Annotated in this window: 16 protein-coding genes; 10 read left to right on the top strand and 6 right to left on the bottom strand. The window is 71.5% G+C overall.

Going from position 1 to position 18568, the window contains the following annotated elements; genetic code table 11:
* Nucleotides 1-197 precede the first annotated feature (197 nt).
* A complete protein-coding gene (locus RCR19_RS24430) occupies nucleotides 198-1166 on the top strand; it encodes a LysR family transcriptional regulator (RefSeq protein WP_331267065.1) in 969 nt (322 codons plus the stop codon).
* A 122-nt stretch (nucleotides 1167-1288) separates the two neighbouring features.
* Here the strand turns inward: RCR19_RS24430 and RCR19_RS24435 are convergent, their stop codons facing one another.
* From RCR19_RS24435 to RCR19_RS24455, 5 genes are all read right to left on the bottom strand, one after another.
* Nucleotides 1289-1825: a hypothetical protein gene (locus tag RCR19_RS24435; RefSeq protein WP_331267066.1), complete on the bottom strand. Its 537-nt coding sequence runs from the start codon at nucleotides 1823-1825 to the stop codon at nucleotides 1289-1291.
* Nucleotides 1826-1995: 170 nt separating this feature from the next.
* Nucleotides 1996-2238: a non-oxidative hydroxyarylic acid decarboxylases subunit D gene (locus tag RCR19_RS24440; protein ID WP_331267067.1), complete on the bottom strand. Its 243-nt coding sequence runs from the start codon at nucleotides 2236-2238 to the stop codon at nucleotides 1996-1998.
* Between the two features lie 37 nt (nucleotides 2239-2275).
* Entirely contained in the window at nucleotides 2276-3700 is a 1425-nt protein-coding gene (locus tag RCR19_RS24445; protein WP_331267068.1) for a non-oxidative hydroxyarylic acid decarboxylases subunit C, read from the bottom strand.
* A 34-nt stretch (nucleotides 3701-3734) separates the two neighbouring features.
* The gene (locus tag RCR19_RS24450) at nucleotides 3735-4325 is read right to left on the bottom strand and encodes a non-oxidative hydroxyarylic acid decarboxylases subunit B (protein WP_331269543.1); all 591 of its coding nucleotides are present in this window, start codon (nucleotides 4323-4325) and stop codon (nucleotides 3735-3737) included.
* A gap of 196 nt (nucleotides 4326-4521) precedes the next feature.
* Nucleotides 4522-5409 (bottom strand): helix-turn-helix transcriptional regulator, encoded by an 888-nt coding sequence (locus tag RCR19_RS24455; protein ID WP_331267069.1) that lies wholly within the window; start codon nucleotides 5407-5409, stop codon nucleotides 4522-4524.
* 422 nt (nucleotides 5410-5831) lie between these two features.
* Here RCR19_RS24455 and RCR19_RS24460 point away from each other — a divergent pair, with 422 nt between their 5' ends.
* The 6 genes from RCR19_RS24460 to RCR19_RS24485 all read left to right on the top strand — a co-directional run bounded on the left by RCR19_RS24460 (nucleotide 5832) and on the right by RCR19_RS24485 (nucleotide 11141).
* The gene (locus RCR19_RS24460; protein ID WP_331269544.1) at nucleotides 5832-6200 is read left to right on the top strand and encodes an STAS domain-containing protein; all 369 of its coding nucleotides are present in this window, start codon (nucleotides 5832-5834) and stop codon (nucleotides 6198-6200) included.
* 369 nt (nucleotides 6201-6569) lie between these two features.
* On the top strand, nucleotides 6570-7211 hold the full coding sequence (locus RCR19_RS24465) for an FxLYD domain-containing protein (RefSeq protein WP_331267070.1): 642 nt from the start codon (nucleotides 6570-6572) through the stop codon (nucleotides 7209-7211).
* Between the two features lie 292 nt (nucleotides 7212-7503).
* Nucleotides 7504-7740, top strand: coding sequence for a ferredoxin (locus RCR19_RS24470; RefSeq protein ID WP_331267071.1), 237 nt, complete (start codon nucleotides 7504-7506; stop codon nucleotides 7738-7740).
* Entirely contained in the window at nucleotides 7730-9124 is a 1395-nt protein-coding gene (locus RCR19_RS24475) for an FAD-dependent oxidoreductase (RefSeq protein WP_331267072.1), read from the top strand. Before RCR19_RS24470 ends, RCR19_RS24475 begins: the two co-directional genes overlap by 11 nt.
* A 54-nt stretch (nucleotides 9125-9178) precedes the next feature.
* A complete protein-coding gene (locus RCR19_RS24480; protein ID WP_331267073.1) occupies nucleotides 9179-10414 on the top strand; it encodes a cytochrome P450 in 1236 nt (411 codons plus the stop codon).
* 49 nt (nucleotides 10415-10463) lie between these two features.
* Complete coding sequence (locus RCR19_RS24485; protein WP_331267074.1) at nucleotides 10464-11141, top strand: GAP family protein; 678 nt, start codon at nucleotides 10464-10466, stop codon at nucleotides 11139-11141.
* Nucleotides 11142-11257: 116 nt separating this feature from the next.
* Here the strand turns inward: RCR19_RS24485 and RCR19_RS24490 are convergent, their stop codons facing one another.
* Nucleotides 11258-11842, bottom strand: coding sequence for a TerD family protein (locus RCR19_RS24490; RefSeq protein WP_331267075.1), 585 nt, complete (start codon nucleotides 11840-11842; stop codon nucleotides 11258-11260).
* A gap of 212 nt (nucleotides 11843-12054) precedes the next feature.
* On the opposite strand from RCR19_RS24490, the gene RCR19_RS24495 reads away from it, so the two are divergent.
* The 3 genes from RCR19_RS24495 (at nucleotide 12055) to RCR19_RS24505 (ending at nucleotide 18263) form a co-directional block, all read left to right on the top strand.
* On the top strand, nucleotides 12055-13164 hold the full coding sequence (locus RCR19_RS24495; RefSeq protein ID WP_331267076.1) for a hypothetical protein: 1110 nt from the start codon (nucleotides 12055-12057) through the stop codon (nucleotides 13162-13164).
* A gap of 48 nt (nucleotides 13165-13212) precedes the next feature.
* Entirely contained in the window at nucleotides 13213-14034 is an 822-nt protein-coding gene (locus RCR19_RS24500; RefSeq protein WP_331267077.1) for a TIGR03936 family radical SAM-associated protein, read from the top strand.
* A 263-nt stretch (nucleotides 14035-14297) separates the two neighbouring features.
* Nucleotides 14298-18263: an Rne/Rng family ribonuclease gene (locus tag RCR19_RS24505; protein ID WP_331267078.1), complete on the top strand. Its 3966-nt coding sequence runs from the start codon at nucleotides 14298-14300 to the stop codon at nucleotides 18261-18263.
* Nucleotides 18264-18568: the final 305 nt, after the last annotated feature.

The following is an 18568-nucleotide window of genomic DNA, read 5'->3' on the forward strand; positions in this document are numbered from 1 at the left end:
CCGTATCGGCGGAATGCGGCGCTCGGCGGCTCTCCTGTCGTCCGCGCGGCGGGAATTCATGACCATCACGGTGCCGAACCCGCCTGGAGATCGCGATTCACAATGTTTCGGCCGTTCTTTCCGGACGGCTCCCATACTCGTCGGGCGGACGAAGGTCCGGTACCGGCCGATCGGGAATGCCCTCATAATCGGGGGTTATGAGCACCTCGCCTCCCGACCTCGGCAGTCTCCAGTTGCTGACATTGGTGGCCGAGCTGGGCAGCCTGGGCCAGGCAGCCGAACGCATGGGGATCAGCCAGCCCGCCGCGAGCAAACGCCTGACCCTGCTCGAGCGCCGCCTGGGGCTGACGCTGGTGAACCGCGACACGCGCGGCTCGGTGCTGACCACCGAGGGCAAGGCCGTGTGCCAGTGGGCGGGGCGGGTGCTGGCCGAAGTGGATTCGCTGATGGTGGGCGTCGCGGCGCTGCGCGGCGACCGCGCCGTCGACCTGCAGCTGGCAGCCAGCATGACGCTGGCCGAACACTTCGTACCCGGGTGGCTGGGCACACTGCAGCGGAACTCGCCCGATGTCTACGTCAGCCTCAAGGTGACCAATTCCGAACAGGTCGCCGCGCTCGCCGCGAGCGGCCGGATCGGCCTGGGGTTCATCGAGGCGCCGACCGTGCCGTCCGGGCTCGACTCACGCCAGGTGGGCAGTGACCGGCTGGTCGTCGTGGTCGCGCCGCAGCATGCCTGGGCGCGGCGGCGGGAGCCGGTGGGCCCGGCGGAGCTGGCCCGTACCCGCCTGATCGTCCGCGAGGCGGGTTCAGGCACCCGCGAGACGCTCGAGCGTGTACTTGCCGGCTCCGGCGTCGAGCGGGTCCGGCCGCTGATGGTGCTGGACGCCAACGCCGCGGTGCGCAGGGCCGTTGCCGAAGGCGCCGGTCCCGCGGTGCTCAGCGCGGTCACGGTCCAGGAGGATCTGGCCGAAGGGCGCGTCGTGGAGGTCCCGGTGACGGGGGCCGATCTGCGCAGGCGGCTTCGTGCCGTGTGGCCGAAGGACCGCCCGCCCACCGGCGCGGTCGGGGAACTGCTCCGCATCGCGGTACGTACGCCCCGCGAGGACCCGTCAGGCTCGACCGGGCCGGCAGCGGGCCAGGGCAGCGGGGCCACACCGCCCCTGTGACGCGGGGTTGATCCGACCCGAGGCCCTCGAGGTTCCTGCGGTGCGCGGCGCCCCTGCCGCGGCGCGGCTCACCGGTCCCGGGTGCGCCCGATGCTTTCCGATACCGCCCGGTCGCGGTCGGCCTACGCCCCCAGCCTGCGTGCCGCAAGGCGGAGTTCTTCGGCCGATCCGGGGGGCTCCACGAGCAGTACCCCCCTCTCCCGGCCGTGGTGGAACACGCGCAGGCGCGGGCCGTCGGCCGTCACGCGCAGTTCCTTCCAGGGGTGGCTCCACAACAGGTCGGCGTGCTCCCACAGCTGCGAGGTGCGTGTGGTCAACCGCAGTTGGTAGGGGGGATTCTCAGGCGGGGCGGCGTCCCCCTGCGGGGCCAACGGCGGCCGCACGGTGTACGTGCCGAGGACGATCTCGTCCGGCGCGACAGCCTGCGCGCGGACACCGTCCTCGTGGCCCGACCGCGCACCCGACCATGCCGCGAAGCCACCCGACACCGCGGCGACGGGGAGCACGAGCCGCCAGGTCAGATGCGCGGTGTAGCCCTCGATGAGGATCACCACGGTCCCCAGGGCGGCGGCGGTGACCCCGCCGGAGAGCGCGGGGCGTCGGATGTGCCGGTGGCGTTCGTCTTCCTCGTTCGTCCGCCCGGGTCCCCGCCGTGCCATGTGGAGTCCCGCTGATCCCGCGCCGTACCGCCCGTGATCCGGGCTTCTCCGGCCCCGCGCCTTCATGGACGTCCACAGCGCCGCGGGAGTTCACGGAGAACGGGGGACACCTGCGACCGTGGGCCCGTACGCCGCGTCCGACCGGGCGGGCCCCCGCGGCCCCGGCCCGGTCAGCGCGGGTCGAGGAGTGGTGGGACGAGGGGGACCTCGATGGCGGCCTCGATGTCCTCGGGGGTCATCCTGAACTTCTCCGGGTACAGGTGTCGCCGGGTCCGGCGGGCCGGTTCGGTGGTGCGCCACATATAGAGGCACTGCCGGCACTGGAGCACGTCCCACACGCCGGGTACGGGCGAGGTGAAGACCGTCTCGACGGTCTCGTGGGCGCAGCGGGGGCAGATCGAAGAGGCGGCCATGGCGGGCACTTCCTTGCGGGCTGGGACTGGGCGGGGGTCAGCGCCGGGCGGCGAGCTGGTGAAGCCTGGTGAGCCATTCGCCCGTCTCGGGCAGGTCCTTCACCTGGTTGCTGAAGTTGCCCCGCCGGTCGGATCCGGTGGGAGTGGTGGCGTCGATGATCAGCTTGTCGACGATGCCCGGGGCATCGGCCTGCGGGGCCAGTTCCATCACCGGCATGTTGGGGATCCGGATCAGGTCGCCGGCCGGGTTCATCTTGGTGGACAAGGCCCACATCACCTGGGGCAGGTTGAAGGGGTCCACGTCCTCGTCGACGACGATGACGGTGGCCGCGTAACCCAGGCCGTGGGGGGTCGTCAGCACCCGCATGCCGACCGCCTTGGCGAAGCCGCCGTACCGCTTCTTCGTGGACACGATGACGACGAGGCCGTGGGTGAACATGGCGTTGACCGCCTGCACTTCGGGGAAGTCCTGCTTGAGCTGCTGGTAGATCGGCACGCAGGTGTTGGGGCCCATCAGATAGTCGATCTCCGTCCACGGCATGCCGAGGTAGAGGTGCTCGAAGACCGGGTCGGTGCGGTAGGAGATCCTGTCGATGCGGATGACGGTCATCTTGCGGCCGCCGGAGTAGTGGCCGGTGAACTCGCCGAAGGGCCCCTCGATCTCGCGCCTGCGGCCCTCGATGACGCCCTCGACGACGACTTCACTGCCCCAGGGCACCGGCAGCCCGGTGAGCGGCGCCCTGGTGATCGGTGCGGGGGCACCGCGCAGCGCGCCCGCCATCTCGTACTCGTTCTCGTCGTACTTCATCGGGGTCGAGGCGACGATGGAGATCACCGGGTCGTTGCCGAGCGCGAGCGCGACCGGCAGGTCCTCGCCCCTCTCCTCGGCCTTGCGCAGGTGCTGGGCGATGTCGTGCATCGGCACCGGCTGGAGGGCCAGTCTGCGCTTGCCCTTGACCTCGACGCGGTAGATGCCGACGTTCTGGCTCCCGAAGTTCTGCGGGTCCCCGGGGTCCCTGGAGACGACCGCGGCCTTGTCGATGTAGAAGCCGCCGTCGCCGTCGTTGAGCCGGATCAGCGGGAGCACCCGGAAGATGTCGACCTCGTCGCCGTCCATGGTGTTCCGGCCCCACGGCGGGTTGTCCCGCCACTCGGTCCGGACGGGGAAGTCGGCCCAGCGGCGGATGAACTCCGCCACCTGTTCCTTGGTGCCGGTCTCCTTGGGAAGGCCGAGCGCGAGGGCGTGGTTGGCCCAGGAGCCGTGCACGTTCATCGCGATCCGGGCGTCGGTGAAGCCCTTGACGTTGTCGAAGTACAGGGCCGGGGCGGCGTCGCCCAGGCGGGGGGCCGCGTTCGCGGCAGCGGCGATGTCCGGCTCGGGCATCACCTCGTCCGTGACACGCAGGAGTTGGCCCTCTTTGTCGAGGGTCTCCAGGAAGCTGCGCAGGTCGTCGTAAGGCATGGGACTCCTTGCCGGTGCGGTGTCCGCCGGCGGGTCAGACGGCGGGTTCGATCGCGCGGGCGGCGCGCATGCCCTCCCAGCGCCTGGCGGCGGGGGCGGGCAGGTCGAACTGGTCGAGGACACGGGCGGTGATGTGGTCGACGATGTCGTCGACCGACTTCGGGTGGTTGTAGAAGGCGGGCACGGGCGTCACCATCCGCACGCCCATACGGGTGAGGGCCAGCATGTTCTCGAGATGGATCTCACCGAGCGGGGTCTCCCGCGGCAGGAGGACGAGCCTGCGCCCCTCCTTGAGCACCACGTCGGCGGCGCGGCCCAGGAGCCCGTCGGCGTAGCCCGCGCGGATCCCCGCCAGGGTCTTCATGGAGCAGGGCGCGACGATCATGCCGTCGGTCCTGAAGGACCCCGAGGAGATCCTGGCGCCCTGGTCCTCGGGGGCGTACACCTCGTCGGCCAGAGCGCTGACCTCGCGCACGGAGCGACCTGTCTCCAGCTCGATGGTGGTGCGTGCCCACCGGCTGAGCACCAGATGGGTCTCGACGTCGGGCAGCAGGGCCAGCCGCTCAAGGAGGCGGACGCCGAACACGGCGCCCGTCGCGCCCGTCATTCCCACGATCAACCGCACGCCGGTCAGCTCCCTTCGCACCTTCGGCAGGATGGAAGGCGGCGGACCTTTTTCGGTCGCCGCAACACCTTCCGTTTCCGACGCTAGCCAGGAACGGGCAGGCCACGGCATTCCTCCGGAGACAGGCCATGGACAGAAACGGACAACCGGGATTCCGGCCGGTCCGAGCCCCTCCGGTGCGACCCGGACGGACCGGTCAGGGCCGCGTGCCCCGGGCGGTGTCGCGGAAGGCGGTCGGGGTCTCGCCGACCCGCAGTCGGAAGAACTTGGTGAAGACCGTGGCGTCCGGAAAGCCGAGCCGCTCGCCGACGGCCGTGGCGGACAGGTCGGTGTGCACCAGCAGTCGTTTGGCCTCCAGCAGGACACGGTCGTCGATGAAGCGCTTGGCGCCGCGCCCTGTGGCGGCGCGCGTGGCCCGCGTGAGGGTGCGCACGCTGTAGCGGAGATCCCTGGCGTAGTCCTCCACGCGGTGGCTGCGGGGGTAACCGTCCTCGACCGCCCGCCGGAAGCGGCGGAACACCTCGTTGCCCGTCTCGGCGTCGCTTCGGGGGCCGCGCAGATGGGCGAGGCGCAGGACGAGGGCGGTGAGCAGGTGGCGGAGCACCTCGATGTGGACGTCCGGCGGCAGGTTCGCCGGCCTGCGGTACTCGCCGGCCAGCAGTGCCAGCAGGGTGGAGAGGGCGTCGCCTGCCGCGCCCTCGGGAATCAGTGGCCCCTGCGGCGGCCGGTGGGCGATGTCGGCGGTCAGGGCGGCGGGGCCGAGGAAGCCGGGCCGGATCAGGATGACGACGCCCTCGGCGGCGGCGAGGTCGGAGCGGAACTGGTGGACCTGGCCCGGGCGTGCCCACAGCCAGCTGCCTTCGTCCAGCCGGTGCTCGGTGAAGTCCAGCGAGTACTCCAGTACGCCGGACCGTACGGCGATCAGTTCGTGGAAGGCGGCCCGGATGGGGGAGTACGGGTCGACGCCGTGACCCGCCGCGCGAGCGAGCAGCCCGGGGAAGTCGAGCACCTCCACCCCGGGCGGAGCTCCCACCGACGATGTGTAGGGGACGTCCGTGAGCTCGGGCTGTCCGTTTCTGTCCATGCCGGGTCCCGGGGGAGATGCCACGGCCTTTTATTTTACGGTCGGCCCCGACCGTAAGGTTTATGCGGTGGCCGAAAAATACCCGTTCTCCGATATGCGCGACGAGGGGACTCGCGCGGGTGAACGTGGGCCCTGCCGAGGCCGAACCGGGTGGTTCGGGAGGGCTTGGAGGTGTCGTCGGGGCGGCCGAGGTCCCTCGCCCGGTCGTCGACGCCCCGGGGCGCGGGCACGGGGGCTGCCTCGGGGCCGTGGTCCCGCTTGCGAGCTGGGCCCGAGGGACTTGTAGTGGAGTAAAAGGGCCAGGTGAAGGCGGTCAGGCATGCGTGGGCATGCGCACGCCAATCGCCGCATGGGGGCTTCATGCCGTCCGCAAGACGTGACGAGGGATGGCGATGCGAACGAACATCATCCGCAGCGAGCGCATGGTCGTCAGCTTCGACGTGGTGAACGGCTGGACCGTTCTGGAGGTCGACGGCGAGATAGACGTCCACACCTCGCCCAGGATCCGCGAGGCGGTGATCAAGCTGCTCGACGAGGGGCACCGCCACCTCGTCCTGGACCTGTGCTTCGTCCCGTTCCTGGACTCCGTGGGTCTCGGGGCGGTGGTGGCCAGCACGAAGCGCGTCCGCGAACACGGGGGTTCGCTGCGTATCACGTGTCCGTCCGGACGGTCGCGCAAGGTCTTCGAGATCAGCGGCCTCCACGACGCCTACGAGTTCTACGACTCACCGGAGGACGCGACGCTCTACGCTCCGTCGGTCGACGGACTGGTGCACTGGCCGGACCACTGAGTGCGCCACCGGCAGGGGTCGCGTGAACGGCGGGGGCCCGCCGCCCCTGCCGGATTCATGCTGTCTTCGTCCGCGGCCGGCGCGCGGTACCTCCGACGGATGTGCGACGCCCCGGGCCCCTGACGGGGGGTATCCGGCGTCGGCGGACCGCCCCGGTGCGCCGCGTTCATACCGAGGACAGGCGCGGCCCCGCGCATGGAACGCGGGGCCCGAGGCCCTCTGCCGTCTGCTGTCACCAAAAGGCGCAAATGGGGTTGTTCAGCCATTCTGTGTGTCGAGAAGGAAGCCCTGCCCGATCTTCCCGCGATCGGCCACGGGCGACCCGGACATCACCACCCCACGTCGCCGACAGGGAAAGGTCCGCATGTGATGAACGCAGACGAGCCAGGGGCCGAGAGGGAGCCACGACGACCCGGGGTCGTGCTCGCAGCGACGAGCGTGGCCCTCGCGGCACTCGGTGCGGCGTCGCTGGTCTCGTGCACGAACAACAACGACAACGGCGGTCGGACGGTCAGCCCACGCCCCACACCGCCGAACACCGCGTCGTTCTCGGGCACACCACCCTCCGCTCTGGCATCGCTGGCCCAGTCCGCCGAGGCGTCCGCCCGCGCGTCGGCATCGGCCGCGGAATCCTCTCTCTCGGCCCGCGCCTCCGAGTTCGAGGCCTCGGTGTCCGCCGACACCGCACGCAACGCCACGACCGCCGAGAACGAGCTCAAGCATGTGCAGGGGAGGGGGAACGCACTCTCCGACGTCAGCATGTCCGGCATGCCCAGGACCCAGACCGGTGGTGTCCTCGCCGTCCTGCTCACCATCACCAACAACACCGATCAGAAGGCCTCCTACGCCGTCCAGGTCGACTTCGAGGACGCGGAGGGCCGTGTCGTCGAGACCCGGTACGCCGGTGCGCAGAATCTCGCCCCCGGCCAGAAGGAACAGCCGATCGCCTTCAGCCGCCAGCCCGCCGAGCCGAAGCTGACGCCCCGCCTCGTCAAGGCCCAGCGCTACTGAGCCGGCCAGGCGCCGGCCCGTGGGCTCAGCGGACCCCCGGCCGGGCACATGGCCCCGTCCGAGCCCCCTCCCCTGTCGGGCGGGGGCTCGGGGACGTCCGGTGCGCGGCCGTACGGCTCGGCACCCGCGCGTCGGGGACGCGGTGCCCCTGCCGCTCTCACCCTGACGGCTCGATGGACGTGCGCCGGTGCCCGTGCCCTTCCACGCTGAGAGGAGGCAGCCCGCGTCCGTGCTTTCTCCGACGAGAAGAACGGCGGCCCGCACGAGCGCGTCGTGAAGGAGCTGACAGCTCATGAGACTTGTCGTTGACCTCAACCGGTGTCAGGGCTACGCGCAGTGCGCCTTCCTCGCCCCCGACGTGTTCACGATGCACGGCGACGAGGCACTGATGTACGACCCGCAACCCGACGACGAGCAGCGGAAGAACGTGCGGCGGGCGGCCGAGGCCTGCCCGGTCAGGGCCATCACGGTGGAGTACGGGGACGAGACACTGGCCGCGGGGACGGCGGGTGCCTCCCGTGTCGGTTGACGGATATCTGGAGGCGTTCCGACGCCAAGGGCGCATCGTCGTCGTCGGAGCCTCGCTGGCCGGCCTTCGGGCCGCCGAGACGCTGCGTGACGAGGGGTTCACCGGCACGCTCACGATGATCGGCGACGAGCCCCACGAGCCGTACGACCGGCCGCCGCTGTCCAAGCAGGTCCTGCTGGGCAAAGTACCCCCCGACCACACGGACCTGCCCCGGAGACGGCCGGTGGACGCCGAGTGGCGGCTCGGCGTGGCCGCGACGGGACTGGACCTGGCGGCCAAGCGGGTGCAGCTCTCCGACGGTGACTCCGTGGAGTACGACCGGCTGCTGATCACGACCGGGGTGCGGGCCCGGCCGTGGCCGCGTGAGCTGGAGGCCGAACTGGACGGGGTGTTCGTGCTGCGCACCCGGGACGACGCGAGACGACTGCACCACCGGCTGAAGGCCGGACCCCGCGGGGTGCTGGTGATCGGGGCCGGATTCACCGGTTCCGAGATCGCCTCCGCCTGTCGTGAGCGAGGGCTTTCCGTCACGGTGGCGGAGCGCGGCGCGGCGCCTTTGGTGGGTGCCCTCGGCGGTGTGGTCGGCGAGGTGGCCGCGGAGCTGCACCGGTCCCACGGCGTCGATCTGCGGTGCGGCGTGCAGGTCACAGGGCTGGAGGGGGACGCCGCGGGCCGGGTGCGCACAGCGCACTTCTCCGACGGCGCCGCCGTCGAGGCCGAGGTCGTCGTCGTCGCGCTGGGCGCCACGCGCAACACGGAATGGCTGGCGGACTCCGGGCTCGGTGCCGGTCCACGGGGGATCGCCTGCGACGCCGGATGCCGCGCCTTCGACGTACGGGGCATCGTCACCGACGACGTCTTCGTCGCCGGTGACGTCGCACGCTCCCCGCATCCGCTCTTCGGGTACCAGTTCCTGTCCCTGGAGCACTGGGGCAACGCGGTCGCGCAGGCCGAGATCGCGGCCCACAACATGGTCAGCGCCAGCGCTGACCGCCGTCCCCACCTGTGGATGCCGTCGTTCTGGTCCGCGCAGTTCGGTGTCAACATCAAGTCCGTCGGCGTCCCGCCCATGGCCGACCAGATCATCGTCACCCAAGGGTCCCTCGCCGAACACCGCTTCACGGCGGCCTACGGCCACCAGGGCCGCGTCATCGCGGCCGTCACCTTCGACCAGGCGAAATGGCTCGACTTCTACGAAGGTGAGATCGAGCGGGCCGCACCCTTCCCGCCCGAATTCCCCACCGTCGACCGGCGGCCCGAGGGGATGCAGCCCGTGCCGGCCGGATTCCCCGATCCGTCCCTGCCCAGCCACGGTCCCACCGTCACACTCAGCGGCCACTCGCCGACCGACCGGCGTATCACCTTCACCCCGCGACGCGCCTGACCGCATGCGCCGAGGAGAACGCCGCCCGGCCGCAGCACTCGGAAGGAACCCGCCATGACGTCGGTCGCGCTCCTGCACCGGATCACCGACTTCGCCAATCGCCCCGACCCGTATCCGCTCTACGCGGAGCTCCGCAGGACCCCGGTCGTCCGCGACGAGGCCGGTCCCTACCTGGTCAGCACCTATTGGGAGATCAGAAGTCTGCTGCACGACCCGCGCATCAGCTCGGACGCCCGCAACCTGACCGCCGAGGCCGCCAGGGCCACCGGTCAGGACCAGGACCCGGACCTGCCCCCGAACTTCCTCCGGCTCGATCCTCCCGAGCACGACAGGCTGCGCCGGCTCGCCATGGCCCCCTTCGGCCCCCCGGACACCCCCCGCCGGGTGTACGACATGCACGGAGAGCTCACCGATGTGGTCGCCGGGCTCATCGACGGCTGCCGGGGCAAGGAGCAGATCGATCTCGTCGACGACATCTCCTATCCGTTCCCCGTCACGGTGATCTGCCGTCTGCTGGGCGTCCCGCGCGAGGACGAGAAGCTTTTCCACGAGTGGGCCGACACGATCGCGGCCGGGCCCGACCCCGTCGTCACCGACGAGGAGCGCGAGGCCAAGCTGGACTCCGTCCGGCGGGCGCGCAGGGAGCTGGCCGGCTATCTCGCCGGACTCATCGAAGAGCGCCGCCGCTCGCCCCGCGACGACATGCTGTCCGCCATGGCCGCAGGCCACGGAGCGGACGGGCGGATGTCACCGGTGGAGGCCATCACCACCTCCGCACTGCTGCTGGTCGCCGGTCATGAGACCACGGTCAACCTCATCACGAACGGCATGCTCACCCTGCTGCGCAACCCGGACGTGCTCCAGCGGCTGCGGGCGGAGCCCGATCTCGCCGCCCCGCTCGTGGAGGAGCTCCTGCGCTTCGAGCCCCCCGTGCAGATGCTGCCGCAGCGCACCACGCTGGCCGACATCGACATCGCCGGAACCATCATCCCCAAGGGCGCGTCGGTCTACCTCATGCTGGCCTCCGGCAGCCGGGACCCCCAGCGATTCACCGACGCCGACCGGTTCATCCCCGACCGCGCGGACAACCAGCACCTGGGCTTCGGGCACGGATTGCACGCCTGCTTCGGCGCTCCCCTGGCCCGGCTCGAGGCCCAACTGGCCCTGATCGCACTGGTCCGCCGGCTCGACGCCCCGCGTCTGGTCGAGGACCCACCCCCCTACCGGCCCAACGCCGTTCTGCGAGGTCCCCGTCATCTGCCCATCGCCATCGGCGGGATCAAGGACTGAGGAGGACCCGAGCCGGACCACCCGACTCCCCCGCCGTGAGGAGGCGACCGTGGGACACGCCGTGGGCGACGTGCTGGGCCTGGCGGCCGGTGTGGCGGTCAGCCCGCTCCCCATCGTGGCGATCATCCTGCTGCTGGCCACCCCACGGGGGCGCCTCAACGGCAGTCTTTTCGCGTGCGGCTGGTTGCTGGGTCTCGCGCTGCTCGGCGCGAGCATGCTGGCGGTGGGCGGCTCGGGCGGCGCGTCCGCGAACAAGCATCCGGCGGCCTGGGTGGGCGTGCTGAAACTCGTACTGGGAGTGCTGCTCGCCCTGTTCGCCGTCCGTCAGTGGCGCCGTCGGCCGGCCGACGCGGCGCAGGCCCGGCTGCCGAAGTGGATGTCCGCGCTCGACCGCCTCACCCCGCTCAAGGCCCTCGGCCTTGGGCTGCTGCTGTCGGCGGCCAACGCCAAGAACGCCCCTTTGACCCTTGCAGCGGGAGCCTCGATCAGCTCCGCCGGGATCCCCGTTCCCCAGCAGATCGGCACGCTCGTCGTCTTCGTCGTCATCGCGTCGCTCGGCGTCCTCGCACCGCCCGCCGTCTTCCTCGCCATGGGGGAGCGGGCCCAGGGCGTTCTCGGTACCTGGCGGGACCGGGCCGTGCGGCACAACGCGGCCGTCATGGCCGCCCTGTTCTTCGTCCTCGGACTCAAGCTGCTCGGTGACGGCATCGGCATCCTGGCCTCCTGAACGGGACCCGGGAAGGCAGGGGAGGGGTCCGGCGCCCGTCCCGTGCCGGACACGCCCGCGGCCCGGGCCGTGAAGCGCCGGGCCGCGGGGGTCGTCGTCCGATGTGCCGGCGGGAACTACTTGCTGACGGCGAAGCGCATCAGTGCGTGCTCGTCGCCCTGCTTGATCTTTCCCGTCGTATTGATCACTTCGAGCTTCCAACTGCTGCCGACACGCACGGCCTTGGCCACGGCGCAGCCGTTGTCCTGGGTGAGCAGACTGGGCCAGATGTCGGCGACCTGCTGGGAACTGCCCCCGGTCGCGTCGTAGACCTTGAAACTGATGTTGCGCGCCTTCTGGAAGGAACTGCCCTTCTTGAAGGCGGCGGCGACGAACACGATCGACGTGATCTGGGACGGAATACGGGCGAACTCGACCGTCACGGTCTCGTCGTCGCCGTCCCCGCGCCCGGTCTGGTTGTCGCCACTGTGCACCAAGGAGCCGTTGCCCATCGGGTCGAGGGAGTCGAGCCCCGCCAGACGCACCGGGTCCTGACCCTGCATGGCGACCGCGATGAGATCGAGGTCCGTACCGGCCTTGCGGCGGAGCACGCCCATCACACCGCCGCTGGCACCGGCGGTCGGATCCCAGGACACTCCGATGGACAGGTGGGTCACTCCGTTCAGATCAGCGGGGCCGTCTTCCTTCGTGAGCGTAATCATGCGTCGATCATCCTCTTTGCGACGGGGCTGCTACAGGCAAAGTCTGCCTGGAACTCGCGGATTCCACAGGGCCGGTGGGCCCGTTGACGTTCCTGCGTTCGAAGTCGGTTCCCGGTCGCGGCAGTTGCCGTAGTCGAGGGGCGCCTGCGGCTCCGTGGCGGGCGGGGGCCGTCGCGCGCATCCGTCCGGGCGGCAGAGGCGTCTACGCCGGTATGGACCCGGAGAAGCCACCGCAGCGTCAGTCAGCCGAGGGCTGCCTGACCGTCGCGATCCGTCTGCCCGTGCGGATCGTCGTGTTCGTCCTGGTCGTACCGGTGCGCATGCTGTGGGACGCCCTGGTCGTCGGCGGGCGGTTCGTGCGCGACACCGTGCTGCGACCGGTGGGCCACGCCCTGGTGCGGGTGGCATGGGCGGTGCTCGTGTGGCCCTGGGTGACGTTGTGGCGATACGTCCTCGTGCCGCTCGGCCGGGGCATCACCTGGCTGGTCCGTGTGCTCGTCGTCGCACCCGCCCTGTGGTTCCACCGTTACGTCCTCACTCCGTTCGGTCACGGTGCCGCCCGGGTGTCGCGCGCGATCGGCGCCGGGGCGGTGTGGGTGTACGGCCGTGCGCTGACGCCGGTGGGGCATGTCCTTGCACGGCTGCTCAAGGGTGTGGGGTACGTCCTCACCGCCGTCGGGGCCGGTGTCTGCGCGGCGGTGGTCTGGTTCGTGGGTCATGTGGTCGTCGTGCCGGCCGGCCGGCTGTATCGGTATGTGCTGACGCCCTTCGGTCACGGTGTCGTCCGGCTCGTGGACGGTGTCGCGCGGCTCGTCCGCGTGATCCTCCACGCCGTCGGCACCGCCCTGTTCCAGGTGCTGTACGTACTGCTCGTGCTGCCCGCGCTCGCCGTCCGGCGCCGGGTCCTCACCCCGGTCGGCCGCGTTCTCGCGGTCGTGGGGCGGGAGATCGCCGCCGCGTTCGGCCACGCCTGGCGCGTCGCCGGACATCTCTCGCTCGCCGTCGGCCGATTTCTCGGCACCCTCCTGCGATGGTTCTTCGTGCAGCCGGTGGGCTGGTTGTACCGGACGGTGCTGACGCCGGTCGGGCACGTGCTGCGCGAGACGGTCCTGCGCCCGGCCGTCGAGGCGGCCCGCAGTGCGGGCCGGGCCACGCGCCAGGCGCTGGCCGCGGCGCGCGAGTCCGCACGGCAGGCCCGCGCCGACCTCCGGCGCATGCTCTTCGGGGACCCGGGGCAGCCACAGGCCGTCTCCCGGCGGGAACCGAAGTCCGGTGAGACACGTACTCTTGGTAGCAGTACGACCGCTCTCACGAAGGACTGAACGACACTGGGCAAGCGACAGCCCGAAGGCCCGCCGCCCGCACCCGCGGTGCAGCGCATCCGACTGCGCTACACCAAGCGCGGCCGCCTCCGGTTCACCAGCCACCGTGACTTCCAGCGCGCCTTCGAGCGTGCGCTGCGCCGTGCCGAGGTGCCGATGGCGTACTCGGCGGGGTTCACGCCGCATCCGAAGGTGTCGTACGCCAATGCCGCACCCACCGGCACGGGCAGTGAGGCGGAGTATCTGGAAATCGCGCTCACCGAGGCGCGCGACCCGGACAAGCTGCGCGAACTCCTCGACGAGTCGCTGCCCACCGGGCTCGACGTCGTCGACGCGGTCGAGGCCCGGACCTCGGGCCTCGCCGACCGGCTGACGGCTTCCGTGTGGGAGTTGCGGCTGGACGGTGTGGACCCGGTGGACGCCCGGCGCGCGGTCGAGGCCTTCAACACGGCCGAGACCGTCGAGGTCCAGCGCATGACCAAGAACGGCGTCCGGACCTTCGATGCTCGGCCCGCCGTCGCGAGCCTTCAGAGCACCGAAAAGCACCGTACGCAGCCCGCCACGGGCCTCGGCTCCGACGGAGCGGCTTCCGTAGCGCACCATGATGGGCCGACGGGCCGGCCCTGTGCGATACTGCGGCTGGTTGTTCGGCACGTGACGCCTGCCGTACGACCCGACGACGTCCTGTCCGGTCTCCGCGCCGTGGCCGACCTGGCGCCGCCGGTCCCCGCAGCGGTGACCAGGCTGGCGCAGGGGCTGTTCGATGAAGAGACCGGCGCGGTGACCGACCCGCTCGCGCCCGACCGCGAGGCAGCAGCGACCGAGCCGATCTCGGCCGCCGCGACTGCCGCCGCGACGGCGCAGAGCTAGGGAAGGTTCCGCGGAGGGACGAACGTCGTAGCGCCGCCCTTGTACTCGGGAGCCACCTGGGTCGGGCAGCGCACCGACCACAAGACTTTCGCCAGGCCGTGCGCGACAAGGCGTACGGAACCGGTGAGACAGGACACAGAAAGCTCCCGTGCGGCGCCCGCGCCCAGGACGGCGGCACCGCGCATCGCGCGAGCCGCGGACGTCACCGGCATCCATGCCGGGCCAGGCGCGGCGCCCGGGAGCCTGACGGGAGATACCCCCGCATGCTCGAACCGATCGAACCCACCGAGGGTTCCGAGAACAACACGCCCAGTGACACCCTGCCCCCGCGCCGCCGCCGTCGTGCCGCGTCGCGTCCGGCGGGACCGCCGGTGATCGCGGCCGACGCAGTAGGCGCCGAGACCGTGACTGTGACGGCGCAGGCCGTCCCTGCGGAGGAGACCGCGGAGGCCGTGGAGGCCCCTGAGGTCGAAGAGATCGAAGAGACCGAAGTGGTGGCCGAGGCGCCGGCTGTCGCTCAGCCCGAGGTGGCTGCTCCGGCTCGTACGCGTCGTCGTGCCGCTCGTCGGGCTTCGGCGCCCGCCGGGTCGCCGGAGACCGCCGAGGCGGTCGAGGTGGTGGTGCCCGCCGGTGCCGAGGGTGCCGTCGAGGCGCCTGTGGCTGCCGAGGTCGTTGAGGCTGAGCCCGAGGTGGCTGTTCCGGCTCGTACGCGTCGTCGTGCCGCTCGTCGGGCTTCGGCGCCCGCCGGGTCGCCGGAGACCGCCGAGGCGGTCGAGGTGGTGGTGCCCGCCGGTGCCGAGGGTGCCGTCGAGGCGCCTGTGGCTGCCGAGGTCGTTGAGGCTGAGCCCGAGGTGGCTGTTCCGGCTCGTACGCGTCGTCGTGCCGCTCGTCGGGCTTCCGCGCCCGCCGGGTCGCCCGAGACCGGCGAGGCCCCCGAGACCCGTACGTCCGTGGCGGCCGCCGAGCCGCTGGTCGACGAGACGGCCGAGGAGACCTCCGCGGCCGAGGAGGCGGCCCCGCGTCGCGCCCGTCGCCGGGCCGCACAGCGAGTGTCCGCGCCCGCCGGCGCACCCGAGGCCGAGGCGCCGGTGGAGGCGCCCGAGGCCGCCGAGACGCCCATGACCGCCGAGGCCGAGCCGGCCGTCACCGATGCGTCCGCCGCGTCGGAGACGGAACCGTCCGCCGAGGAGGCCGCCCCGCGTCGCGGCCGCCGGCGTGCGGCCCGCAAGGCCGCCACCGGATTCTCCGAGCCCGCGCAGTCCGCCGACGACGAGGAGCCGGAGGCCGTGAAGCGGCCCGCGCGGCCCACTGTCGCCGTCTTCCAGGCGCCGGTCTTCACCGAGCCGATGTTCCAGACCCCCGAGCGGGCCGCTGCCGCCGCTGCCGTCGAGGCCGCGGGGCTGGAGGAGAGCGAGGACGAGGCCGAGGCCGAGACCGAGGCCGTCGCACCGCGCCGCCGCCGTCGCCGCCGGGGTGGCGACGAGGAGCCCGTGGCCGTGACGCCCGAGACCACCGACGAGGTGGAGGAGGACGAGGAGGAGCCGGAGGAGTCCGCCGAGGGCGAGGAGACCGAGGAGACCGGTTCCCGTCGTCGCCGTCGTCGCGGTGGCCGTCGTCGGCGCCGTGGTGAGTCGGCCGAGGGCGAGTCCGGGCACGGCGACGAGTCCGAGGACTTCGACTCCGAGCAGGCGGAGCAGGACGCGGAGGACACCGCCGAGCAGCTCGAGGAGGACGCCGAGGACGCGGAGGAGGACGAGCACCACGAGGATTCCTCGGGTGGCTCCAGCTCCAGCAGCCGTCGCCGTCGTCGGCGCCGTCGGCGGGCCGGTGACTCCGGTGTCGACGCCGAGCCGTCGTCCGACGACCCGGAGCGCACGGTCGTCAAGGTCCGCGAGCCCCGCAAGAAGGACGAGCGGTCCGGCGACGGCACCGACGAGGTGCAGTCCATCAAGGGCTCGACCCGGCTCGAGGCCAAGAAGCAGCGCCGCCGCGAGGGACGTGAGCAGGGCCGCCGCCGTGTCCCGATCATCACCGAGGCCGAGTTCCTGGCCCGGCGCGAGGCCGTCGAGCGTGTGATGGTCGTCCGTCAGAGCGGCGAGCGCACACAGATCGGCGTCCTGGAGGACGGCGTGCTCGTCGAGCACTACGTCAACAAGGAGCAGTCGACCTCCTACGTCGGCAATGTGTACCTCGGCAAGGTGCAGAACGTCCTGCCGTCGATGGAGGCCGCCTTCATCGACATCGGCAAGGGCCGCAACGCCGTCCTGTACGCGGGCGAGGTCAACTTCGAGGCGCTCGGGCTCGCCAACGGCCCGCGGCGCATCGAGTCCGCCCTGAAGTCCGGCCAGTCCGTCCTCGTCCAGGTGACGAAGGACCCGATCGGCCACAAGGGCGCCCGTCTGACCAGCCAGGTGTCCCTGCCCGGCCGTTACCTGGTCTACGTGCCCGAGGGCTCGATGACCGGTATCAGCCGCAAGCTGCCCGACACCGAGCGGGCCCGGCTGAAGACCATCCTCAAGAAGATCGTTCCCGAGGACGCGGGCGTCATCGTGCGCACCGCCGCCGAGGGCGCGAGCGAGGAGGAGCTGCGCCGGGACGTCGAGCGGCTGCAGGCGCAGTGGGAGGAGATCCAGAAGAAGTCGAAGAACGGCGGCAACGCCCCGACGCTGCTGTACGGCGAGCCGGACATGACCGTCCGCGTCGTGCGCGACATCTTCAACGAGGACTTCTCGAAGGTCATCGTCAGCGGTGACGAGGGCTGGGAGACCATCCACGGATACGTCTCGCACGTCGCCCCCGACCTGGCCGAGCGTCTGCAGAGGTGGACCTCCGAGGTCGACGTCTTCGCCACCTACCGGATCGACGAGCAGCTCGCCAAGGCGCTGGACCGCAAGGTCTGGCTGCCCAGCGGCGGTTCGCTGGTGATCGACCGGACCGAGGCGATGGTCGTCATCGACGTCAACACCGGGAAGTTCACCGGTCAGGGCGGCAACCTCGAGGAGACCGTCACCAGGAACAACCTGGAGGCGGCCGAGGAGATCGTCCGTCAGCTGCGGTTGCGCGACCTCGGCGGCATCATCGTCATCGACTTCATCGACATGGTGCTCGAGTCCAACCGGGACCTGGTGCTGCGGCGCCTGCTGGAGTGCCTGGGCCGGGACCGCACCAAGCACCAGGTCGCCGAGGTGACCTCGCTGGGCCTCGTCCAGATGACGCGCAAGCGCGTCGGACAGGGCCTGCTGGAGTCGTTCTCCGAGACCTGCGTGCACTGCAACGGCCGTGGCGTGATCGTGCACATGGACCACGCACCCGCCGCGCCCGGCACCGGCAAGCGCCGCAAGCGCGGCCGGGGCGGCGCCGAGGCCGAGACGCACGAGGCGGCGGTCACGACCGAGGAGATCGCTGAGGCCGAGGAGACCGAGGCCGAGGTGGCCGCCGAGGCGGCGGCACCGGTCGCGATGCCCGAGCCCGAGTTCGCCCCGGACGAGGAGCTGTACAGCAGCGTCGCCGAGGCCGAGGCGGCCGCCTCCCGCGGTCGTACGCGGCGCCGTGCGACCCGTCGTGCGTCGGCTCCCGCGGGTGCTCCCCGCACCGAGGAGCGTGCGCCGAAGTCCCGTACGGACGAGCGTGCGCCGAAGGCCCGGCACGAAGCCGAGGCGGAGCCCGCGGCGGTCGAGGACCCGGTCGTCGAGGCGCCCCCCGCGCCGGCCGAGGAGGAGGCCGCGCCCAAGGGCCGTGCGCGCCGTCGTGCGACCCGCAAGGTGTCGGCGCCCGCCGGTTCGCCCGCGGAGAGCGTGGTGACGGTCGCCGAGACCGAGCCGCAGGCCGAGACGCCGGCCGAACCCGCCGCCGAGCAGGCGGCCGAGCCGGCCGGGGCGACCTCAGAGAGCGCCGCTCCGGCCCGCCCGCGCCGCCGTGCCGTGCGCAAGTCCACCGCGCCCACCTCGTCCGAGGAGACGGCCGTTGTGGTCGTCCAGGCGGCCGAGGCGGCCGGTGAGACCGAGGCCCCGGCCGAGGCCGAGGTGTCGGCGCCGGCCAAGAAGGCGGCGCGTACCACGGCGAAGAAGGCCACGGCGAAGAAGGCCGCCACCAAGAAGGCGACGGCCAAGAAGACCGCAGCCAAGAAGACCGCCGCGAAGAAGACGACGGCCAAGAAGGCGGCGGCGAAGAAGACGGCGGCGGCCGAGCAGCAGGCGCAGCCGGCGGTCTCGGCCACCACGGAGGACTGACCCGGCCCCCGTCCCGGGGACCCCAGGGGCGAAGAAGCGCGGAACACCGGTGAATTGCCGGTGTTCCGCGCTTCTTTTGTGTGCGGCCGCGCTCTGGCTTTTCATACAAGGTGATCACTTTGCGAACGGGCCTCGGCGAAGGCGAGTCAAACCGAGGTATCTCTCCTGTAACCCTGGGGAAAAACTCTGTTCCTTTGCTGGTAATGTGACTTCGGCCTTGGCGTCACCTTGCGTTGACGATGTGCACGCCGGGCCACAGCCGACGTGCCCGCACGCTCCTTGTCGCCCGGCACAGCGGCTGTCGT

Source organism: Streptomyces sp. WAC07094 (assembly GCF_036320405.1).
Taxonomy (GTDB): domain Bacteria; phylum Actinomycetota; class Actinomycetes; order Streptomycetales; family Streptomycetaceae; genus Streptomyces; species Streptomyces lannensis.

Bases quoted from the DNA above. Each gene is read 5' to 3' on its own strand.
- RCR19_RS24430 (WP_331267065.1), top strand. From the start codon at position 198: ATGAGCACCTCGCCTCCCGACCTCGGCAGTCTCCAGTTGCTGACATTG.
- RCR19_RS24435 (WP_331267066.1), bottom strand. From the start codon at position 1,825: ATGGCACGGCGGGGACCCGGGCGGACGAACGAGGAAGACGAACGCCAC.
- RCR19_RS24440 (WP_331267067.1), bottom strand. From the start codon at position 2,238: ATGGCCGCCTCTTCGATCTGCCCCCGCTGCGCCCACGAGACCGTCGAG.
- RCR19_RS24445 (WP_331267068.1), bottom strand. From the start codon at position 3,700: ATGCCTTACGACGACCTGCGCAGCTTCCTGGAGACCCTCGACAAAGAG.
- RCR19_RS24455 (WP_331267069.1), bottom strand. From the start codon at position 5,409: ATGGACAGAAACGGACAGCCCGAGCTCACGGACGTCCCCTACACATCG.
- RCR19_RS24460 (WP_331269544.1), top strand. From the start codon at position 5,832: ATGGTCGTCAGCTTCGACGTGGTGAACGGCTGGACCGTTCTGGAGGTC.
- RCR19_RS24465 (WP_331267070.1), top strand. From the start codon at position 6,570: ATGAACGCAGACGAGCCAGGGGCCGAGAGGGAGCCACGACGACCCGGG.
- RCR19_RS24470 (WP_331267071.1), top strand. From the start codon at position 7,504: ATGAGACTTGTCGTTGACCTCAACCGGTGTCAGGGCTACGCGCAGTGC.
- RCR19_RS24480 (WP_331267073.1), top strand. From the start codon at position 9,179: ATGACGTCGGTCGCGCTCCTGCACCGGATCACCGACTTCGCCAATCGC.
- RCR19_RS24490 (WP_331267075.1), bottom strand. From the start codon at position 11,842: ATGATTACGCTCACGAAGGAAGACGGCCCCGCTGATCTGAACGGAGTG.
- RCR19_RS24495 (WP_331267076.1), top strand. From the start codon at position 12,055: ATGGACCCGGAGAAGCCACCGCAGCGTCAGTCAGCCGAGGGCTGCCTG.
- RCR19_RS24505 (WP_331267078.1), top strand. From the start codon at position 14,298: ATGCTCGAACCGATCGAACCCACCGAGGGTTCCGAGAACAACACGCCC.